Source organism: Herpetosiphonaceae bacterium (genome assembly GCA_036374795.1).
Lineage (GTDB): Bacteria > Chloroflexota > Chloroflexia > Chloroflexales > Kallotenuaceae > LB3-1.
Genome location: DASUTC010000126.1, coordinates 1 through 18,416, shown reverse-complemented (window position 1 = coordinate 18,416; position 18,416 = coordinate 1). Strand labels below are relative to the sequence as shown.

The following is an 18,416-nucleotide window of genomic DNA, read 5'->3' as shown; positions in this document are numbered from 1 at the left end:
TCGAGCGGCAGGCGCGCAAGCAAAAACCGATGCGCCGCCAGCAGCAGCAGGATGATCTCGCCGCTGTTCCACCAGAAATGCACATCGATGCGTGGCGCGGTAGTCAGGCCGGGCAGGCGACACAGAAACGTGCCCTGTATGGCCGCGCTGCGTGCCAGCCAGCCATCGCGGCCCAGCACGCCGGGCAAGCCCTGCGCCGACAACTGCGGAAAGCCAAGCTGCTGAAGCTCCTGCGCCAGCCCAAGGTAGCGCACAAACATATAGGCGTGCTCCAGCGCGTGCGCGGTAGCCCACAGCAGCAGCAGCCAGGCCCAGATGCTGCGCATGCCGCCACGCACGAGCAAGAGCACGGCGGCGACGACCGCCCAGTTCCAGACGAAGTGAATCCACTCCGAGTTGGCGGCGGAGATCAGGCCGTTGGAGACGAACGGCGGCCAGTGCAGCACATGGTACTGAATCCACTGCGCCGCATGCTCGATGCTATGAAATCCCTGCGCCGCCAGCAGGATGCTCAGCACCATCACCGTGCTGCCGTAGCGCTCGCGATCACCGCGCCATTTTTGGACGCCGGGCACCAGCAGCAGCGCCAGCACCCCCGCCGAAGCGACCCAGGTTGGTACTCCGGCGAGGCGGGTTGCCAGCAGCGCCGCCAGCAGGCCGAGCGCCAGCAGCACAAGCACGGCGCGAGTCTGGGCACGTGGATGGAGCAGCGCCAGCACCGGCAGCCGTGGTAGTGCTCGTGTCTTCAGCGCGTTCTCGCGTGTCGCCATGTGTCACCATCCCAGTTCAGTTGCGTGTAATCGTCAGGAGCGCGCGCGGCACTGGTCGATCGAGCGCCGAGGTAGCGCCGTCGGGCCAGCGAATATCGAGCCGCAGCAGCGTTGCGTTCGCCGGAACGCCGAAATGAATCCGCGCCGGATCGCCGGAGAGATAGCCGCTTGCGGCGCGCACATCGCGGGGGAACGTGCCCGCCGAGGTATGCAGCGCCAGCGTCGCGCCGATCGCGCGAGTATTCTTGCTCTGCGGCCAGTAGAGATCGACCTGGAAGCCGGAGCCGCCGCAGAGCCGGTTCTCGAAGAGCTGAGCCGCGCTCCGCAGATTATTGACCACGACTTCCAGATCGCCGTCGCCGTCGAGATCGGCCATGCTCATGCCGCGCCCGCTGCGGATCGATCCCAGGCCCCACTGCGGCATCGGCACGAAGCGTCCGCCACCGTCGTTATGAAAGACCTGATTCTGCTCGACCAGCTCGTGATTGGGCAGGTAGTCGAAAATCTCGGCCTCGATCATGCCGTTGACGACGTAGAGATCCAGCCAGCCGTCGTTGTCGAGATCGCCGAACTTGCCCGACCAGCTCCAGCCGCTGGCGTCGACGCCGCGCTGGTACGCCTCGTTACGGAACGCGCCGTCAGAGCCGCGCACCTGAAGCACATTTTCCATGATCTGCGGATCGCCCTTGAGCGGAGGCTCCCACATCTCGGCCATCAGCGGTCGCCACGTCGCCAGCGTTGCCACGTCGTGGGCGTAGGGCTTCATGTCGGTCGAGAATAGCTCCTGGCTGCCGTCGTTGTCGACGTCGCCCAGGTCGAAGCTCATCGTGCTGTGGCTGGTCGTCGAGAAAGGCTGCGTGGCGCTCCAGGCCGCTCCATGCCGCAGCCAGGACTGATCGTAGACCGCGAAATCGTTGCCGACGACAATATCGCGCTGGCCGTCGGCGTCCAGATCGGGCAGCGCGATGGCGAGCGCCTGCGACTGGGCCGCCAGCCGGGTTGCGGCGAAGGCCGTGCTCTGGTTCTCGTAGTAGTAGACGCCCGCGCCGTTGCCCAGCAGATAGCTATTGCCCTGATCGGCGAGCATGCCCGCGTCGTACGAGCCCGCGACCAGATCGAGGTCGGTATCGCCGTCGAGATCGGCCCAGTTCATCGCGTTGGCCGGCTTGTAGATCCGGGGCAGCACCTCGCGCACGAAGCGCGGCTGCGCCCGGCTGCCGCTGTTGCGCCAGTAGTTCGGCGCGCTGGCACGGCGGGTGAAAACAATATCGAGCCAGCCGTCGGCGTCGAGATCGACCAGGTTGACCGCCCGTGAGTCGCCATGCTCCATGCGCTCGGCGCGAAAGCGCAGGCCGCCCTCATTCCACAAGATCGTGTTGGCATCGTGATGATTGGCGAGAACGAGATCCAGAGCGCCGTCACGATCGAGATCGCCGATCGCGACGCCAGCGCCGTTCGCCTCGAACATCTCGACCCTGTCGCCGGGCACCGTCGTGATGTGATCGAGATCGTGGGCGATGAACGAATCGCCGCACGGCTGCGCGGGCGCTGCCAGGGGGGTCGCTTCAACATCGACCGGCTGAAGTGCGGCGGGCAGCGCCGGGAGCGCCTGGGCGGCGGAGGGTCCGCGCGGCAGCGCGGTGCAGCCGGCCAGCAGCAGCGCCAGCAGCGGCGCTGCCACGCGCCAGCGCCGTGGTATGGCGATTATGTTTTTGTTCTGCATGTTGTCGCACAATTTAATCGGGATCGTATGGGCGACCCGCCGGGCTGCCCTCGACGAGGCAGCGCCTCGCCTTACGGATCAACGAACAATCACCCTCAGCGCCCGCCAAGGCCGGACATCGTAAAGCCCTGGATGAACCACTTCTGCCCGACGATATAGACCACGAGCACAGGCAGCATCGCGATCACCGAGCCGGCCATCAGCAGATTCCAGCGCACGCTATGCTGGCCTTGCAGCACGCTTAGGCCCACCGGCAGCGTCCGCATCTCGATCGAGTCGGTGATCACCAGCGGCCAGAGAAAATCGTTCCAGTTGTTGAGAAAAACAAAGATCGTCAGCGCCGCCAGCACCGGCCCGCTCAGCGGCAGCACGATCCGCCACCAGATGCGGAACGACGAAGCGCCGTCGATCCGCGCCGCCTCGTCGAGGTCGAGCGGAATGCCCAGGAAATATTGTCGCAGCAAAAAGGTGCTGAAGGCCGAGAACGCGGGCGGCAAGATCAGCGCCTGATAGGTGTCGAACCAGCTCAGGTAGCGCATCAAAATGAAGTTGGGCAGCATCGTCACCTGGAACGGGATCATCAGCGTCGCCAGGTAGAGCAGAAAGAGCACGTTACGGCCTCGGAAGCGCAGCCGCGCGAAGGCGAACGCCGCCAGCGACGAGGTCAGCAGTTGCAGCACGGTGATGCTGGTGGCGACGATCAGGCTGTTGAGGTAAAACCGCCCGAAGGGCATCACCGAAACCGTGGTGCGGTAGTTCTCCCAGGCGATCGGATTGGGAATCCAGACCGGCGGATAGGTGAAGATCTGCGGCGGCGTCTTCAGCGACGTGCTGAGCATCCACACGAACGGCAGCAGCATCGCGACGCTGCCGCAGATCAGCACGAGATGCAGCAGCAGATGCAGCGGTCGGAGTGGTGGGCGCGGCTCGGCGCTGGCAAGTGACGGTGCGCTCATAGCTCAAACCTCTCCCGCTTCGTAGTGGACCCAGCGCCGCTGAAGCCGATTCTGCACGAGCGTACACACAAAGATAAACACGAACAGCACCCAGGCGATGGCTGCGGCCTTGCCCATGTTGCCGAACCTGAACGCATTCTGATAGACATAAAAGACCAGCGTCAGCGTCGCCTGCGCGGGACCGCCCTGGCCTCGCGACATGACGAACGGCTCGCTGAAGAGCTGGAACGCGCCGATCATCTGGATCACCAGCAGAAAGAAGGTGGTGGGGCTGATCAGCGGCAGCGTGATATTGCGGAAGCGCTGCCAGCCGCTCGCGCCGTCGACTGTGGCGGCGTCATACAGCTCTTGGGGCACCGCTTGCAGCCCGGCCAGGTAGATCACCAACGTAAAGCCGACATTTTTCCAGAGCGTCAGCAGGACGATCGCCGGTTTAGCCCAGACGGTGCTATTGAGCCAGTCGGGCGGCGTGATCGCGCCGCCGGTCCACTCGCCGAGCTTCCAGATCAGCGCGCTGAGCACCCCGAAGTCGCGGTTGAACATCCATTGAAAGACCAGCGCGGCGGCGACAATACTGGTGACGACCGGCATGAAGTAGATCACGCGGTAGATCTTAATGCCCCGGAGCGCCTGATTGAGCGCAACGGCGAGCGCCAGGCCGATCGCAAGCTGGAGCGGCACGATCGTCACCACAAAGTAGAGCGTGTTCCAGAACGCCTTACGAAAGGCGTCGTCGCGCGTCAGTAGCTCGACGTAGTTGGCGGGGCCGACAAAGACGGGCGCTCCCACCAGATTCCAGCGGACCAGGCTCAGCGCCAGCGCGGCGACGATCGGCAGCGCGGTAAAGACGAGTAATCCCGCCAGGCTCGGCAGCAGAAAGAGATACGCCTCGTTCTGCTGCGTCGGATGCCAGCCGCCGGAGCCGCGCCACAGACGCGACAGCCAGCCGCGCCGCCCCGTGGCAAGCGCCGAGTCGACCGGCTTGGATTTTGGTTGCAAAGCCATGTTTCCGCTCTCGAAAGCGATCGAGCCAGCAGAGTCGTCACCTGGCTCTGCTGGCGCATCGTAACGGCCTACTGCTTGGGATAGCCGCGCTCTTTGAGGAAGCTATCGACCTGTCCGCAGATCTCCGGCAATGCCTGCTCAGGCGTGGCCTCGCCGGCCCAGATGCGCTGCAAGCCAGGGCTGATGACCGAGTCCTCAAGCTCGCCCCACTCAGGGAAGTAGCCGAAGCGGCCCACGCGGGCGTTCTCGCCCTCGGTCAGGAACGCCTGGCGGCTGGCCGGGGGCTGCTGCGACTTCAAGAACGCCTCCGATCTGGCAGTGGATTGCAGCGCCGGGAAGATCTCCCCCGACTCGGTGTAGAGCCGCTGGCCGCCGTTGGTGCTCTGAAGCCAGCTCAGGAAGGTCCAGGCGGCCTCTTTGTGCGCGCTGCTGCTGCTCATCGACCAGGCCGCGCCGCCGGCGCTGGCCGCGCGCTGGCCGTCCTTCGGAAACGGCACGGGCGCGACATCGTAGCTCAGCCCGGCCTCGTTGAAGGCCGAGATGCGGCTGGCGTTCTGGATGATCATCGCCACCTGGCCGCTCTGGAAGACCGCCGCGTCGCCGCCCGCCTGGCTCAGATTGGCGTCGCGCATGGCCTGGTTCTGATTCATCATCTCCGAGAAGAGCTTAATCGCCTCGACGGCTTTGGGATCGGCCATGGTGCATTTTGAGGGATTGCGCATATCGTCGAGGATGCTGGCCTTGTTCTGGTTGAGCCACAGGCTGTACTTGCCGCCCTCCATACCCAGGGCGTAGCGCTTGACGCGCCCGCCGCCCTCGACGACGGTCAGCTTCTCGGCGGCGGCCTTGAGATCATCCCAGGTCCAGGTGTCGGTGGGATAGGCCACGCCTGCCTCGTCGAAGATCTGCTTGTTGTAGTAGAGCACCTCCAGGCCGATGTCGCGGGGCAGGCCGTAGATGCTGTTGTTGTACTTGACCGACTCCAGCAGTGCGGGCCAGTAGTCATCGACCTTGATGTTATCCTTCTGAATCCAGGGATCGAGGTTTTCCAGCACGCCGTCGGCGGCGTAGCGCGGCACGGGGAAGAGGAACATCACGTCCGGGATCGCCTGCTTATCGCCGCCCGCCCAGAGCGTTTGCAGCTTGGTGAAGTAGTCGCCCCAGGGCTGATGCCAGATCTCGATCTTGATCTCAGGATGCTCTTGCATGAACGCCTGAGCCACTTTTTCGTGGGTCGCCTTCTCGCCGGGCTCGCCCCAGAAGCCCCACTTGATCGTTACAGCCTCGCCGGTCGGGGCGGCACTGCCCTGTGTGCCGCCGCTGGCCGCGCCACTGGTCGCGCCGGGCGCTGCGCTGCCTGCGGGCTCGGCTGTGGCGTTGCCGCCGGTGCCGCCAGCACCGCCGGAACCGCACGCGGTCAGCACGCTGAGCAGAACCAGCACGACCAGTGCTTGCATTCGTCGGGTGATGTACATCTGTCGCGACTCCTTCGTTTGTAATATCTCTGTCGCGCAAATCGTAGCACGGATAGAAAGGTGAATGCAACATTAAGCATGCTTCGAGTTCCAAGACCGGGGATCAGGGTCGCGGGAACAGGGAAACACAGGAACAGGGGAACAAGAGAACAAGGAATTTAAGCCCCGGCTCTCCGTCCCCCGGCTCCTGGTGCTGTGCTCTACGTTACGGCAGCATCGGCGCGAGCGCTCCCAGGATTGTCTCGTGGAGCTGGCCGTTGGTGGCGATCACGCCGATGTTGCGCTCCAGACGACGGCCCCGCGTCCAGTCGAGCGGCTGTCCGTAGACATCGGTCACTCTGCCGCCCGCCTCCTCGACGATCAGCCAGCCCGCCGCGTGGTCCCAGATACACTCGCGGTACTCAGGCGTGCGCGGATTGGGCGAGCGCAGGTAGATCTCGGCCTGGCCCGCCGCGACCGCCGCGTATTTGGCCTGGCTATCCATTCGCACCGGCTGTGCCCTGATGCCGAGCGCCGCCTGAAGCTGCGCCGACAGCCCGCGATTGGTATGGCCCGACTCGACGCTCTCGGCGAGACGCGCCTGCTCCGGGCTGGCTACATCGCTGACTCGCACGCGGCCAAGGCTGACCCCCTCCAGCGTGTAGCACTCGGCTCCCGCGCTGCGCTGCGCGACGAAGATCGCGCCGGTGCCGTCGGCGCGCGACAGGGCCGGACATGCCAGAAAGCCCCATGTCACCTGCCCGTGCTCGATCAGCGCCAGGGCGATGGCGTACTGATCCTGGCGCAAAAAGCCTTTGGTCCCGTCGATCGGATCGAGCACCCAGAAGCGCCCCCCCGGCTCGCCATTGCCCCGGTCGATCCAGCGCACGATCGCGGCCTCATCCGCCGCTCCGACCTCGGCCCGCACGAAGCGCTCGACGGCGGCCAACACCTGGGCGTGAGCGGCATCTCGCAGCAGCGCGCTATCTTCCTCTGCGACGATCGTATCGCTGGGAAACGACTCGTCGATCAGGCGGCAGACCACCGCCTGCGCGCCAAAGTCGGCGACTGTCACCGGGCTGCGATCTTGTTTGTCGAGCTTGTCCGCCTCCGCCCCGTTGACCATCACTGCCCGAACCGCCTCGCACACACGGGCAGCCGAGCGTACGGCGTTAAGTCCTACTTCGCGTTCTGTTGGCATGATAGATTTCCTTCTAGGTTTCGAGTTCAACGTTCAACGTTTCAAGTTTCGAGTTTGTTCTCCTGCTCCTTGTTCCTTTATTCTCCACACAGCAGCGGCAGGCATGACCGGGCGGCGCGGATGCTCCGCACGTATGATACGCGCAGGTGCGCTCTCGATCAATTCATGGGGTGGGTAACATCGGCTCGACGAGCGGCGCGACATGTGCGCTGAGGAAGCGTCGGCTAGCGTGGCAGGCCGCCAAAGTAGCCGGTGCGGTAGCCCGTCTCGCGGGTAATTTCGATCAGGTGAAAGGTATCATCCTCGCCGTCGGGATTCTCCAGCACGAGGTCCGATTGTCGCGGCGCTCGATTGCCGAAGTAGGCGTCGCTCAGCACGATCGTCTGCTCCCGCCAGCGACCGGAGTTGGTCTTGGTGACGACGAGCGCGGTTTTTTGGGGATCGTCGCGCGCGTCGTAGCGCAGCGCCCAGGTGCCGCTCCCCTGATCGAGATAGACGACGCGCACGGCGACCGGATAGGCGGCGTTCAATGGCTGCTCGAAGAAAAACCGATCGTCGATGTCGAAGTACATCGCCTGCCTGTCGCTGGCGGCGTCGAAGCGGCGGGCAAATCTGCCATACGGCTGATCGAGCGGTCCGACGCGCCAGAGGCCCTGGCTGGTTTCGTCGGCATCGCGCTGGTACAGCCACATCTGATAGTTGCCCGGATAGATCCGCCACCCGACATCGTTAAGCGCCTCCCAGCTTGTCTTGTTGCCCGCTTCGAGGTCGGGCTGGCGCGCTCCGTGTGGCGCGAATTGCTCGGCGATGCGGGCGTAGCGCCGTCGATTCCGCCCGCGGTCTTCGGCGCCATAGGTGTTCTCAGGAAAGCGCTCCGTATCGCTCATATCCAGGCCGTCGCGCAGCGCGATCCAGACGCCGATGCTATCGCGCGGATCTTTGTACCCGGCATACTTCGAGAAAAACGCGAACGCCTCGGCATAGGCCGGATTTTCCAGGTCCGCTTTGACAATGTTATGCATGTCCATCCCGGCGTGCAGGTCCCAAAGATTGGTCCAGTACATGTTCCATACGGGCGCTTCGGTAAACCAGCCCTGGTCGGTTAGATCCATCTCCGACCGCGAGCGATAGGCCAGGCCGTTGTGAAACTCGCGCACGGGCTGCCATAGCCAGGCTCCTGAGCTGGCATCCGGATCGCCGAACTCGCGATTATTCTGATACCGATCGCCAAGACGGCCATATTTGACCCATACGCCGGGCAGGTGGGCGAGCGCCCACTCATGCATCGGCGGGCTGTCGCCGGTGTTCAAGAGCAGATGGATGCGCGGGGTGAAGGCAGCGTACTGCTGATAGTAGAACAGAAACATCTCATGCTGGTAGGCGTGCCACTCCGGCTGCTCGATCGCGTACGGCGTTCCCTCGCCGAACCAGGGATCGCCCTCGCCGGTGGTGCTGCCCGCCTTGGTGTACGGATGCGGATCGCCTGAACCGCCGATCGGGCCTTGAATGCCGATGATTTTATGATAGCTCGGAAGCCCAGGCGTCGTGTTGAGCTGGTTGAGATGCTGGGCGACGCTGCGGATCATGCGCTTGAAGTAGAAGCGAAACTCGCCGGGATCGTCGCCATCGCCGTCGCCGTTGGCATCGTGCAGATAGTAGGCATAGCTGCTGCCGCCCTTGAGGTTGCTCCGCACCTCCGGCACGCCCGCCTGATACAGCCATGCGGGATTTTTCCGCCCGGTATAGACCATGACCATCACGTAGAGGTCGTTTTGCGCCACCTGCTCGATCAGCGTATCCAGCGCCGTCCAGTCGAACTGGTTATCCTCCGGCTCGATCTCATCCCAGCCCACCGCGACAAGCTGGCCTTTGTACCACGGCCTGCCCGCCTTGCTGGCGCCGGTGCCCCAAATGCCCCAGATGCCCGTGTAATCGGGCTTGCTCAGCGTGGCGCTATCCGGCATGGCGGTGGCGCTCAAGCCCGGCATCGTCGGCGCGGGCGTGGCAGCCGCCGCCTCAGGAGTGACCACAGTCGCTGTGCGCTTCAGCGCGGTAGCTGTTCGGCGCGCGGCCTGCTTGCCCGTCGAGTCGGTCGCGGGCGGCTGCTGGCAGGCGACCAGCGCGAGCACGCCAAGCAGCAGCAGGCGATAGAGCGACCGGAAGCGCTTGTGCTCAACGTTCCAGGTTTTGAGTTTCGAGTTCAACGTTTCACGTTTCACGTTTCACGTTGCAGGCCCTCACCCCGGGCCGGGGTACCATGCCGGGCACCAGGCCCAGAGGGCATCCGGTTCTTGGTTCTATCCTCGGTGCAGCTGCTCGACGAGCGAGACATAGCCCGCGCTGACGGTCGCCCAGTTATAGCGCTGATTGAACTGATCGGCGTGCCGGACAAAGGCCGCGAGTCGCTGGCGGTCGTGGTAGAGCAGCGTGATGCAGCGCGCGAGATCCTCGACATCGCCGGGCGTGAAGAACTGGACCATCGTGTCATCAAAGTAGGCGGCGATGGCCGACGTGCGCGCGGCGATGGCGGGCACGCCCAGCGCGGCGTACTCCATCAGCTTGGTTGGCAGAATGCCGTCGGTGAAGACATCCTGGCGATAAGGCACAATGCCCACATCGGCCTGCCGGATCAACTGCGGCATCTGCGGCGTGGGCACAAACTGGGTGCTAAATCGCACATGCTCGTGCAGCCCAAGCTCATCGGTAAGCTGTACCAGCGCCTCGCGGTACTCCCCAACGCCGTGGATCGTCAGGTAGACATCAGGGAGGCTGCGGCGCACAATGTCGATCGCCCGGATCGCCAGATCGATGCCGTAGCGCTCGGTGAGCGTGCCGTGGTACAGGACATGAAACGCGCGCTGGCTGCGCTCCGGCTGTGCCGTGGCGGCAGCCGCATGAAAGATCCGATCGTCGGCGACATTCATCACCACCGAAACCTTTGCGGCATCCAGCCCGCGCTCGATCAGCGTCTCGCGCCACAGATCGGTGACGGTAATCACATGATCGGCGAAGCGACAGGCGAGCTGCTCCTGCCAGCGCACGCAGCGCACCGGCCAGCTTGACATCGTGCTTCGGAAGCGCGACGCATAAAACTCAGGCATCACGTCATGAATATCGAGGATCACCCGCGCCCCGGCTAATTTTGGCACGAGCGCCGCAAAGACCAGAAAGTCTGGCAGGTTATGGATCTGCACCACATCGTAGCGCTGGCGACGGTGCAGCAGCGCCAGCCTGGCGAACGCCGCCGTGAAAAAGGCCAGATACTCAAGGAGCTGAACGGCAGCCCCGCTGCCCCGGTGGCGCTTGACCGGCAGGCGGAAGATGCGCACACCGTTATGCGTATCGACGGCTGGCTCTCCGTCCTGCCGCAGGCAGATCACATCGACCTCGTAGCCGTGCTTGAGCAGCGCGCTGACTTCGCGCTCCACGCGCGGCTCGCGCACGGGGTAGTAGGCGTGGACAACCATACAATGTCGGCGCTGGCGGGCCTCGGCGCGATTGTGCATCTCGTACCTCCAAACACATTAATCTTTGCGCGTAGCCGACAACGTGCCCTGCGGCAGGCCGTCGTCGTAGGTTTCTCCGCTCAGGGTCTGCCAGTCCGCCGAAAGCGACAGCCGGTACTCGTTCGCGTCGATCAGATCGTAGGGGTCGTCCTGGGTATGGCTGCCGATCGTGATGCGGCGGCTGTCTGGATCGAAGGTGCCTCTGACGGAGGCGCGCGCCTGCTGCCCGATCGCTAGCTGCTCCTCTGGACGCGGCGTGATCTTGAGTCGCCAGTTGATCGAGCCGCTCACACGATTAGTCGGGCTGATCTTGAGCCTGACGCGACAGGCGTAGAGGTAGCCGGTGGCCGTGCCGCACTCGCCCTCCCAGACGATGCTGCTGCTCTGCGGCGTCGCTTCTGGCGCTGGCCGGAGCAGAAACGCGGTCGTGCCGATCGCAAGCAGAGCAGCGATCCCGATCAGCGCCGCGATGGAGCGCCCGGACTTCCAGCGCCGTGGCGCTTGCTCTGCAGGCGGCAGGTGTGCGGCGCGCGCGGCCTGCTGATCGACGATCTGATCGGGCAGCGCTGGCACGAGCGAGAGCGCCGGACGTGCTGATCGAGCGCGGTCGTAGTGCGCGCGCTTGTCGGGATGGCTGAGCACGTCGTAGGCTTGGTTTAGCTCCTGCATGCGGCGGTCTGCGAACGGCACAGCTTGCGCGTCGGGATGATACTTCTGCGCCAGCCGCCGGTAGGCCGCCGCGATCACCTCAGGCTCCGCAGCAGGATCGACCTGCAAGATTTTGTAGTAATCTTCCTGATTCATGGCCTTCATCCGCCGATAGGCCGGGGTTTGGGGCGAGTCCCCAACCTTCCCCTGCGCTACCAGCAGATCCCCTGGTAGTGACCGTTCGAGGTTGGATTGCCGTCGGCCAGGCGCACCAGATCGATTAGCATCTGATCGTCGCGCAGCCGGGGCAGCACCGTGCTGAACTCGGGCGCTTTGTTGCCGATCACGATCAGCTCGCTGCTCTCCAGAATCGTCTCAAGCGAGTCGCTCATGATCGAGGCGATATGCGGAATCTCGTGCTCGATATAGGCGCGATTCGCGCCGTGCAGGTTGGCGAGCGAGACATTTCTGTCGTAGACCCGCACGTGGTAGCCTTTGCCGATCAATAGCTCGATCAGCTCGACCATCGGACTTTCGCGCAGGTCGTCGGTTCCGGCTTTGAAGCTGAAGCCGAGCACGCCGATCCGTTTGCGGCCCGTTTGTTTGATCATGTTGTAGGCGACATCGATCTGGTGATGGTTACTCAGCAGGATCGACCCCAGCAGCGGCGGGTAGATGTCGAAGTGGTGGCAGGCATACAGGATCGCCCGCAGGTCTTTGGGCAGGCACGAGCCGCCGAAGGCAAAGCCGGGCTTGAGGTAGTATGGCGACAGGTTGAGCTTGGTATCCATGCAGATTATATCCATGACCTGATGGCTATCGATCTGCTGCTGCTTGCAGAGATTGCCGATCTCGTTGGCGAATGTCACCTTCAGCGCGTGAAACGCATTGCTGACATACTTGACCATCTCGGCAACCTTGAACGGCACGACGATCAGCGGCGCGGTGATCGCCGCGTAGAGCTGGCTTGCCGTCGCCGCGACGCGCTGGTCGTCGCTGCCGATCACGGTGAAGGGCGGCGCGTAAAAGTCTTTGATCGAGCTGCCCTCGCGCAAAAACTCAGGGTTGAAGCACACGCCGAAATCCTGCCCGGCGGTCTTCCGCGATGCCCGCTCCAGCGTCGGGATCACCACGCTCTCGGTGCTGCCGGGCAGCATCGTGCTGCGGACGACGATCGTGTGATAGCCGGGCTTGGTTGCCAGCGCCGCGCCGATGTGCTCGCTGACGCGCTCGACGTACTCCAGGTTCAGGCTGCCGTTGGGATTGCTGGGCGTGCCCACGCAGATAAACGAGAGATCGCTCTGATGGACCGCCTGGGTGACATCGGTGGTCGCGCGAATGCGCCCATCGACCACGCCCTTGCGCAGCAGCTCGCCGAGGCCCTCCTCGATGACGGGGCTGATCCCCTCTTCGATCATCTCAACCTTGGTCCGATTGACATCGACGCCGATCACGTCAAATCCGTTGTCGGCGAGGCATGCCACCGAGACAGAACCGACATATCCCAATCCGAATACACTGATAGATGTCATAGCCAATCCTCCCTATCGCGGGAATGGTTGCGTTGGCATGATTGTCGTCAACGCAGAGGAGTGTGCAGGGCCATGCCATATTCACAGCGCTCCACAAGCGCTGTGAGCCGTGCGAATTGGGCCTCCCACGCCTGACGCCGCTGTAGGCGGAAATCAATCACGTCACGCTCCAAGTCACGGTGGACCTGCTGCATTCGACGCACGCCCTCAGCGATCGATTCAGGCGTGTTAGCCACAAACAGCGCGCCCTGCGCGAACAGCTCACGGAGGTACGGCCAATCCGAGGTGATTAACGGCTTGCCAAGCGATACAGCTTCGCACCCACCACTCTGTAACGTATGGTCGCGGGTAGTGAGGGCCATCACCGCATGTGCGCTTCGCAACAGCCCGAAATACTGTGGATCCGGCAGGAAGTCGGTAAAGGTGACGTTTGGCAAAGCCGTTGCCGAGATCGTCCTGGGGGCCTTCTGCTTGCTACCAGTGATATAGAAATGTACCTCTGGTATCATCTTGGCAGCTACCAACACCGCATCCAGGGGCTCGTCTGCCGAGAACGTGTTGACGTACGCAATAGAAAAGGTGGCCGCCGTCGAAAACGACTCGCCGGGCGGCAAGTCAACAAATGGGTCAGGCAACACCAGCGCAGCGCCTCCCCATGACTCGACGACGCCTGCCCAGTGATCATTTGTGACCAGGTTGACCAGTGCATGTTGTACTAGTCGCTGCTGGATCGGTAGCGCCCATGCCCAACGCGGTCCAAATGAGTCCGAGTGGTGATCCAACACGAGATGCGCGCCAGATAGCCGGCAATACCAATCCGCGACCAGACCGCACACAAACGGCGGACTCTGCGCAAATACGACACGAGGGCGTTCGGCAAGGAGGAGTTGCAGTGTCCGCATAGCCTGCAGCAGATATTTCGGTGGCGCATAGATCGGCACCTTAAACTTGAGATAATGAATAAAATACAGGTCTGCGCCCAGCTCCCGCGCTAGCAGCTCGCTCCGGCGTCCGTATGGCGCCCATGCAATAAACGTCCGTTGGTTGGTGGTCCGCAGCATGGGTACCCTCCTACAGGTCGGCGGTCATCCCGTACTCCATCGACTCCGCGACGTAGCCGGGCGCTGGCGGAACTGACATCTGCTTTGCGGGCTGTGGCGGTGATGGAAACCAATCCGGCCACAGGAGTGCCGCCAGCCGTGCCACATTCCGCTTACTATCAAAACGCTCCGTTACGGTCCGGCGAGCATGTTTGCCCAACCGATCCCTCAAGGAGGCATCATCCAGCAGGCGGCCCAGAGCTGCGGCTAGTGCAGCCGGATCATGGGGCGGTACGAGCAATCCACTGACTTCGTGCTCGACAAGTTCGGGAATGGCCGAAATGGCGGATGATACGACAGGTAGCTGCATCGACATCGCCTCGGCCAGCACATTGGGTAAGCCGTCCATGTCGCCATCGGTTGATCGCTGGCAGGCGAGCGCAAAGACGGTCGCGCAGCGGTACTCTTCGATCACTGCCTCATGCGGCAATGCGCCACACAAGTGCACGGTTTCCTCCAGACCAAGCTGCCGGATCTGTGTTGCCAACGTGCCATGCAGCGGACCTTGTCCGATAATGCGGCAGACAAATGTGTAGCCCTGGTCGCGGAGCAGACGACAGGCCGCGATAAGAACGGCAAAGCCCTTGCGCTCAGCTAGCTGCCCGACCGACACAATCACTGGTTGAGGAATGGCATTGACCGGCGTCGCCTGGTACCGCTCTAGGTCCAGACCGTGATGGACGCAGATGATCTTGCGGCCAAGCTCTGGCCCGACGATTGACTCAACCTGGCGTTGGTTGGCGTGCGTGCAGGTGACAACATGGGCTGCATGCTCGATCTTTTCACCGACCAGTACCGGTTGCACGAAAATATCGGGACCCGCATGGATCGACAGCGAGTAGGGCTTGCCCAGCAAGCGACTCATCACTAGGGTCACAGTAGCCGCTCGTTCGGCGAAGTGGGCATGGAGAGCATCGCATGCGTGATTCCGTATAAGGTAGGCGGCATACACGCCCTCGCCGAAATGTAGGAGCGTCATCCAGCGCGCTTGTTCGGTGGGATGTGTGCGCGACGCGAGGTAGCACAGCGTTGCGAAATAGCGCCTCGCGTGCCGCAGGCTGAAGTACATATGACTCAAAAGTAGCCGCACCCAGACGACCGGCAGCAGGTAGGTAACGGCCTCCTGCAACGCCTGCTGCTCCGCCGAAAGAACTCCCGTTGTCCGGCGGATCGAGACGACGCGCACATCGACGCCTGCCGCTCGCAGCGCGATAATCTCGCGGTCGATGAACGTCGTCGTCAGCGATGGATACGTCCCGATGATGTAGGTGAGCCGTAATCCCGCTGCCTCAGACGACGATCGCTGCTTACTGCTCATGGCTATCGCTCCCAACTATCTCATACTGGGCGGCGCGCGCCCCTTGCGACTGTGGCTGCGTGTGCCGTCGCGACCGCCGCTGCCTGGCCTGATCGCGCACGTGCAGGTACAGGGCAAGATGCTGCTGTGCCTGCTGCTGCGCGCTGAAGGCCGCGATCACCCGCCGCTGCGCGGCTTCGCCCATCGCGCGCGCCCGATCGGGATCGGCAAGCAGGTGGCCGATCGCCGCGCGAAGCTGCCGCACGTCGCCGGGCGGGACCAGCAGCCCCGTCTCATCGGGCTGCATCACCTCGCGCGTGCCTGAGACATCGGTGGCGATCACCGGCAGCCCGCTTGCCATCGCCTCGATCAGCGCCATCGGCAGGCCCTCCCACAGCGACGGCAGCACGAAGTAATCGCTGGCCGCCAGCAGCTCCGGCACATCGTCACGATTGCCCAGGAAATGCACATGCCCCTCAAGACCTGAGTCGCGCGTCTGCTGCTCAAGGGCGGCGCGTAGCTCGCCATCGCCGACAACCAGGATATGCAGATCGGGCTGCTGGGCCACAGCCTCGGTCGCCGCGTCGAGCAGGTAGCGGTGGCCTTTCTGGGCCTTCAGCGTCCCGACCACGATCAGCAGGCGGGCAGCGTCGGGCAATCCTAGCCGGCAACGGAGCGCCCCACGATCGACGGAGCGCCGGTAGCGCTGAACGTCGACGCCGTTGCGGATCACGGCGATTTTGTCGTGAACCGGCCCGATCGTCTCGACGATCGCGGCTGGCACCTGGCCTGAGACGGCGATAAAGCCGCCGACCCAGCGCGCGCCGATGCGGTAGAGCAGGCGATAGATCGCGCGCTTGGGCCGGAGCAGCCAGCGGTGACGCGCAAGCTGATCGGGGCGCAGGGCAAAGTTGTAGTTATGAATCGTCCAGAAGACCTGGAGCCGATCGTTGCGAAAGCGTAAGCTCAGCACCAGAAAATCCAGCACTCTGAGCAGATGGGTCTGGATGATCTCGACGTTATACTCGGCGACCAGCCCGGCCAGCGCCCGCCGGATGCGCAGCATATCGAGGATGAAGCGCGGCAGGTTCAGGATGCTGGCGCGGCGGCGGGGCAGCACCGCGACGGGCACGCCCAGGTGCTCGATCGACTCGCGGAGCGGGCCGTCCTTGAAGGTGCAGACCACGACGCGGCAGCCCGCCGCTGGCAGATAGGCTGCCAGCGTGCGCACCACCTCCTGCGCGCCCCCGGTATCGAGGTTGCTGATGATATGCATCGCGGTCAATCGGCCCTGCTCCACGATCAGCTCCTTGTGCTACTGGTTAAACCCGAAATCGTCGACGTAGATCGTCGCGTTCAGATTGCTGGTGACGAGCAGCACCTCAGCGCGCACCGTTCCGGCTGGCGAGGTCGCGCTGCGTGCCACCTGGGTCCACGCGCCGCCAGTGCTGCCGGTGAAGCTCTGAAGCGTGTCGGTGCGCAGCGCGTTGTTGCTGGCGTCGCGCCATCTCACCTTGAGCCTGAAGCTAAACGTATCGCCGGTAGGCGGAATATTGACCCAGCCGCCGAGGTTGTAGGTTGTGCCAGCGAAGATATTGTTGATCGCCTGCTTGATCGTCGCGCCGGAGTTATCGGCGGCGAAGAAGCGCCCGGAGTAGCTGCCGCTATGCGCCGCCGACGCGCTGCGCGTAAACTGGCTGTGGGTGCTCCAATTGTCGGGCTTGCCGTCGTTGTTGGCGTCCAGCTCAAAGCCGGGATTGAGCAGGAGGTTAGCACCCGGCGGCGGTGGCGGCGGCGCTGCTGTGATCGAAATCTCGTAGATTTTGCCGTCGTTCTCGTTGGGGTCGACATTGTTATCGACGCCGCGCTCGACAATGTAGAGGTGCTGCTCGGCGCTGTTGTTGCTGCCCGGCGCGAGCGTCACGTCCGCCGGGTTGGTCGCTCCGACGAGCGCAGCCAGGTCGATACTCTGGATCAGACGGCCTGAGGTTGTCACCTCGCTGAGGCTATCGTTGCGCCGATCGATGATCCAGAGGTTGCCGGTGCGCGGGTCATAATCAATGCCCTCCGGGTCGGCAATGCCGAGCACTCCCGTGTCGAACGAGGTCGTCGGGTCGCTCGCCTCGAAGATGCCATTGCCGCCGTCCGAGGTGATGTAGATCTGCGACCCTGCACCGTCGACGGTATAGAGCTTGCCCGCGCCTAACGACAGACCTTCGGGATCGCCGTTGCCGAAGCCTGAGGTCAGAAAAGGCCGCCGCCGATCGTCCGGCGTTCCGAACTCGCCGTCCGCTCCAAGATCGATGTCAAAGATCGTCTGCTGGCTGTCGTTTGAGACAAACCAGTGACCATTCGCGGCAATATCGATGTCGATGCCCACCGGCTCTTTGTTCCAACTGGTTGTATTGTAGGTTCTGACCAGGCTCCCCGCGCGCGTCGACTCGAACACGTTTGCGCCGGCCCAGATGTTCATCTCCTCGACCTCGCCGTCGACGGTGACAAGGTGATCGCGCTGAGCCCAGTAGGTGATACCGGATGGATCGGGACTTGGCGGCGACCAGCGAGAGGTGTCGATGACCCGGATCAACGTGGCTGTTTCATGAACCGTGAGCGGCGCGCTTCCCGCCGAACGGACGCTGCCCGACGCAAGAACTATGGCGGTCACGACAAGAAGCGACCAGACCGATGGACGTTGGCGATGGCTATGCATACAATCCTTCTTTCCCAACTACGTCACTACCGTGATTTGATCCGGCATAACGATTAGGCTCGGGTCGGGTTGGCTGCCGGAATGATCGTGTGGGGTGCTGGCGCGCGCCCCCAGCGGTTACGGAACGCTTCCAGAACGTGCCAGGCGAGAATGCGCGCCATGTTCGAGGGCCAATCGACGCTTGCGAAGATCAGCCGATCGCTGAGTGATAGGTGTAGCGGCTCTAGCTCGTAGCCGTAGGCACGCATCTGGCGACCGACATACGCCTGCATGAACGCGAGATCGCGTGGCGATAGCACCTTGCGGAACTTGCCGATCGATGTGGTCGAGATCTGGCCGGGCGTGTGCGTGCCATACGAGCTGTTGCCGCCCCGGTTGCGGTGCGCTGGCGCTCCCTCCATGGTGAGCATCGCGGGTGTGTACGGCTCGCCGATAAAAGCGCAGACCTGGCGCAGCGTGGCCTCTGGCTGCTCAACCAGCGTCTCGTAGCGCACGATCAGGTAGCGGTCGGGGT

General features: G+C 63.4%; 15 protein-coding genes. All 15 read right to left on the bottom strand.

Features of this window, described 5'->3' with window-relative positions; translation table 11 throughout:
• Window positions 1-770: hypothetical protein (locus VFZ66_08975; protein ID HEX6289310.1), on the bottom strand; the 770-nt coding region annotated here is incomplete at its 3' end.
• 16 nt (window positions 771-786) lie between these two features.
• Window positions 787-2,493 carry a CRTAC1 family protein gene (locus VFZ66_08970; GenBank protein ID HEX6289309.1) on the bottom strand — a complete coding sequence of 569 codons (1,707 nt, stop codon included), beginning with the start codon at window positions 2,491-2,493 and terminating at the stop codon, window positions 787-789.
• 95 nt (window positions 2,494-2,588) lie between these two features.
• Window positions 2,589-3,449 carry a carbohydrate ABC transporter permease gene (locus VFZ66_08965; GenBank protein HEX6289308.1) on the bottom strand — a complete coding sequence of 287 codons (861 nt, stop codon included), beginning with the start codon at window positions 3,447-3,449 and terminating at the stop codon, window positions 2,589-2,591.
• A gap of 3 nt (window positions 3,450-3,452) precedes the next feature.
• On the bottom strand, window positions 3,453-4,454 hold the full coding sequence (locus VFZ66_08960; protein ID HEX6289307.1) for a sugar ABC transporter permease: 1,002 nt from the start codon (window positions 4,452-4,454) through the stop codon (window positions 3,453-3,455).
• Window positions 4,455-4,522: 68 nt separating this feature from the next.
• Window positions 4,523-5,929, bottom strand: coding sequence for a sugar ABC transporter substrate-binding protein (locus VFZ66_08955; GenBank protein ID HEX6289306.1), 1,407 nt, complete (start codon window positions 5,927-5,929; stop codon window positions 4,523-4,525).
• A gap of 205 nt (window positions 5,930-6,134) precedes the next feature.
• On the bottom strand, window positions 6,135-7,109 hold the full coding sequence (locus VFZ66_08950) for a 3'(2'),5'-bisphosphate nucleotidase (GenBank protein ID HEX6289305.1): 975 nt from the start codon (window positions 7,107-7,109) through the stop codon (window positions 6,135-6,137).
• A gap of 224 nt (window positions 7,110-7,333) precedes the next feature.
• A complete protein-coding gene (locus tag VFZ66_08945) occupies window positions 7,334-9,313 on the bottom strand; it encodes a beta-galactosidase (protein ID HEX6289304.1) in 1,980 nt (659 codons plus the stop codon).
• 93 nt (window positions 9,314-9,406) lie between these two features.
• Entirely contained in the window at window positions 9,407-10,615 is a 1,209-nt protein-coding gene (locus VFZ66_08940) for a glycosyltransferase family 4 protein (GenBank protein HEX6289303.1), read from the bottom strand.
• 18 nt (window positions 10,616-10,633) lie between these two features.
• The gene (locus VFZ66_08935; protein ID HEX6289302.1) at window positions 10,634-11,419 is read right to left on the bottom strand and encodes a DnaJ domain-containing protein; all 786 of its coding nucleotides are present in this window, start codon (window positions 11,417-11,419) and stop codon (window positions 10,634-10,636) included.
• A gap of 56 nt (window positions 11,420-11,475) precedes the next feature.
• Entirely contained in the window at window positions 11,476-12,795 is a 1,320-nt protein-coding gene (locus tag VFZ66_08930; protein HEX6289301.1) for a UDP-glucose/GDP-mannose dehydrogenase family protein, read from the bottom strand.
• Window positions 12,796-12,842: 47 nt separating this feature from the next.
• A complete protein-coding gene (locus tag VFZ66_08925) occupies window positions 12,843-13,856 on the bottom strand; it encodes a glycosyltransferase (GenBank protein ID HEX6289300.1) in 1,014 nt (337 codons plus the stop codon).
• 10 nt (window positions 13,857-13,866) lie between these two features.
• Window positions 13,867-15,213, bottom strand: a complete 1,347-nt coding sequence (locus tag VFZ66_08920) for a glycosyltransferase (protein HEX6289299.1) — start codon at window positions 15,211-15,213, stop codon at window positions 13,867-13,869.
• Window positions 15,203-16,492 carry a glycosyltransferase gene (locus VFZ66_08915; GenBank protein HEX6289298.1) on the bottom strand — a complete coding sequence of 430 codons (1,290 nt, stop codon included), beginning with the start codon at window positions 16,490-16,492 and terminating at the stop codon, window positions 15,203-15,205. Before VFZ66_08915 ends, VFZ66_08920 begins: the two co-directional genes overlap by 11 nt.
• 15 nt (window positions 16,493-16,507) lie before the next feature.
• Window positions 16,508-17,902, bottom strand: coding sequence for an SdiA-regulated domain-containing protein (locus VFZ66_08910; GenBank protein ID HEX6289297.1), 1,395 nt, complete (start codon window positions 17,900-17,902; stop codon window positions 16,508-16,510).
• A 53-nt stretch (window positions 17,903-17,955) separates the two neighbouring features.
• Window positions 17,956-18,416 (bottom strand): sulfotransferase (locus VFZ66_08905; GenBank protein HEX6289296.1); only part of this gene is annotated, 461 nt, incomplete at its 5' end.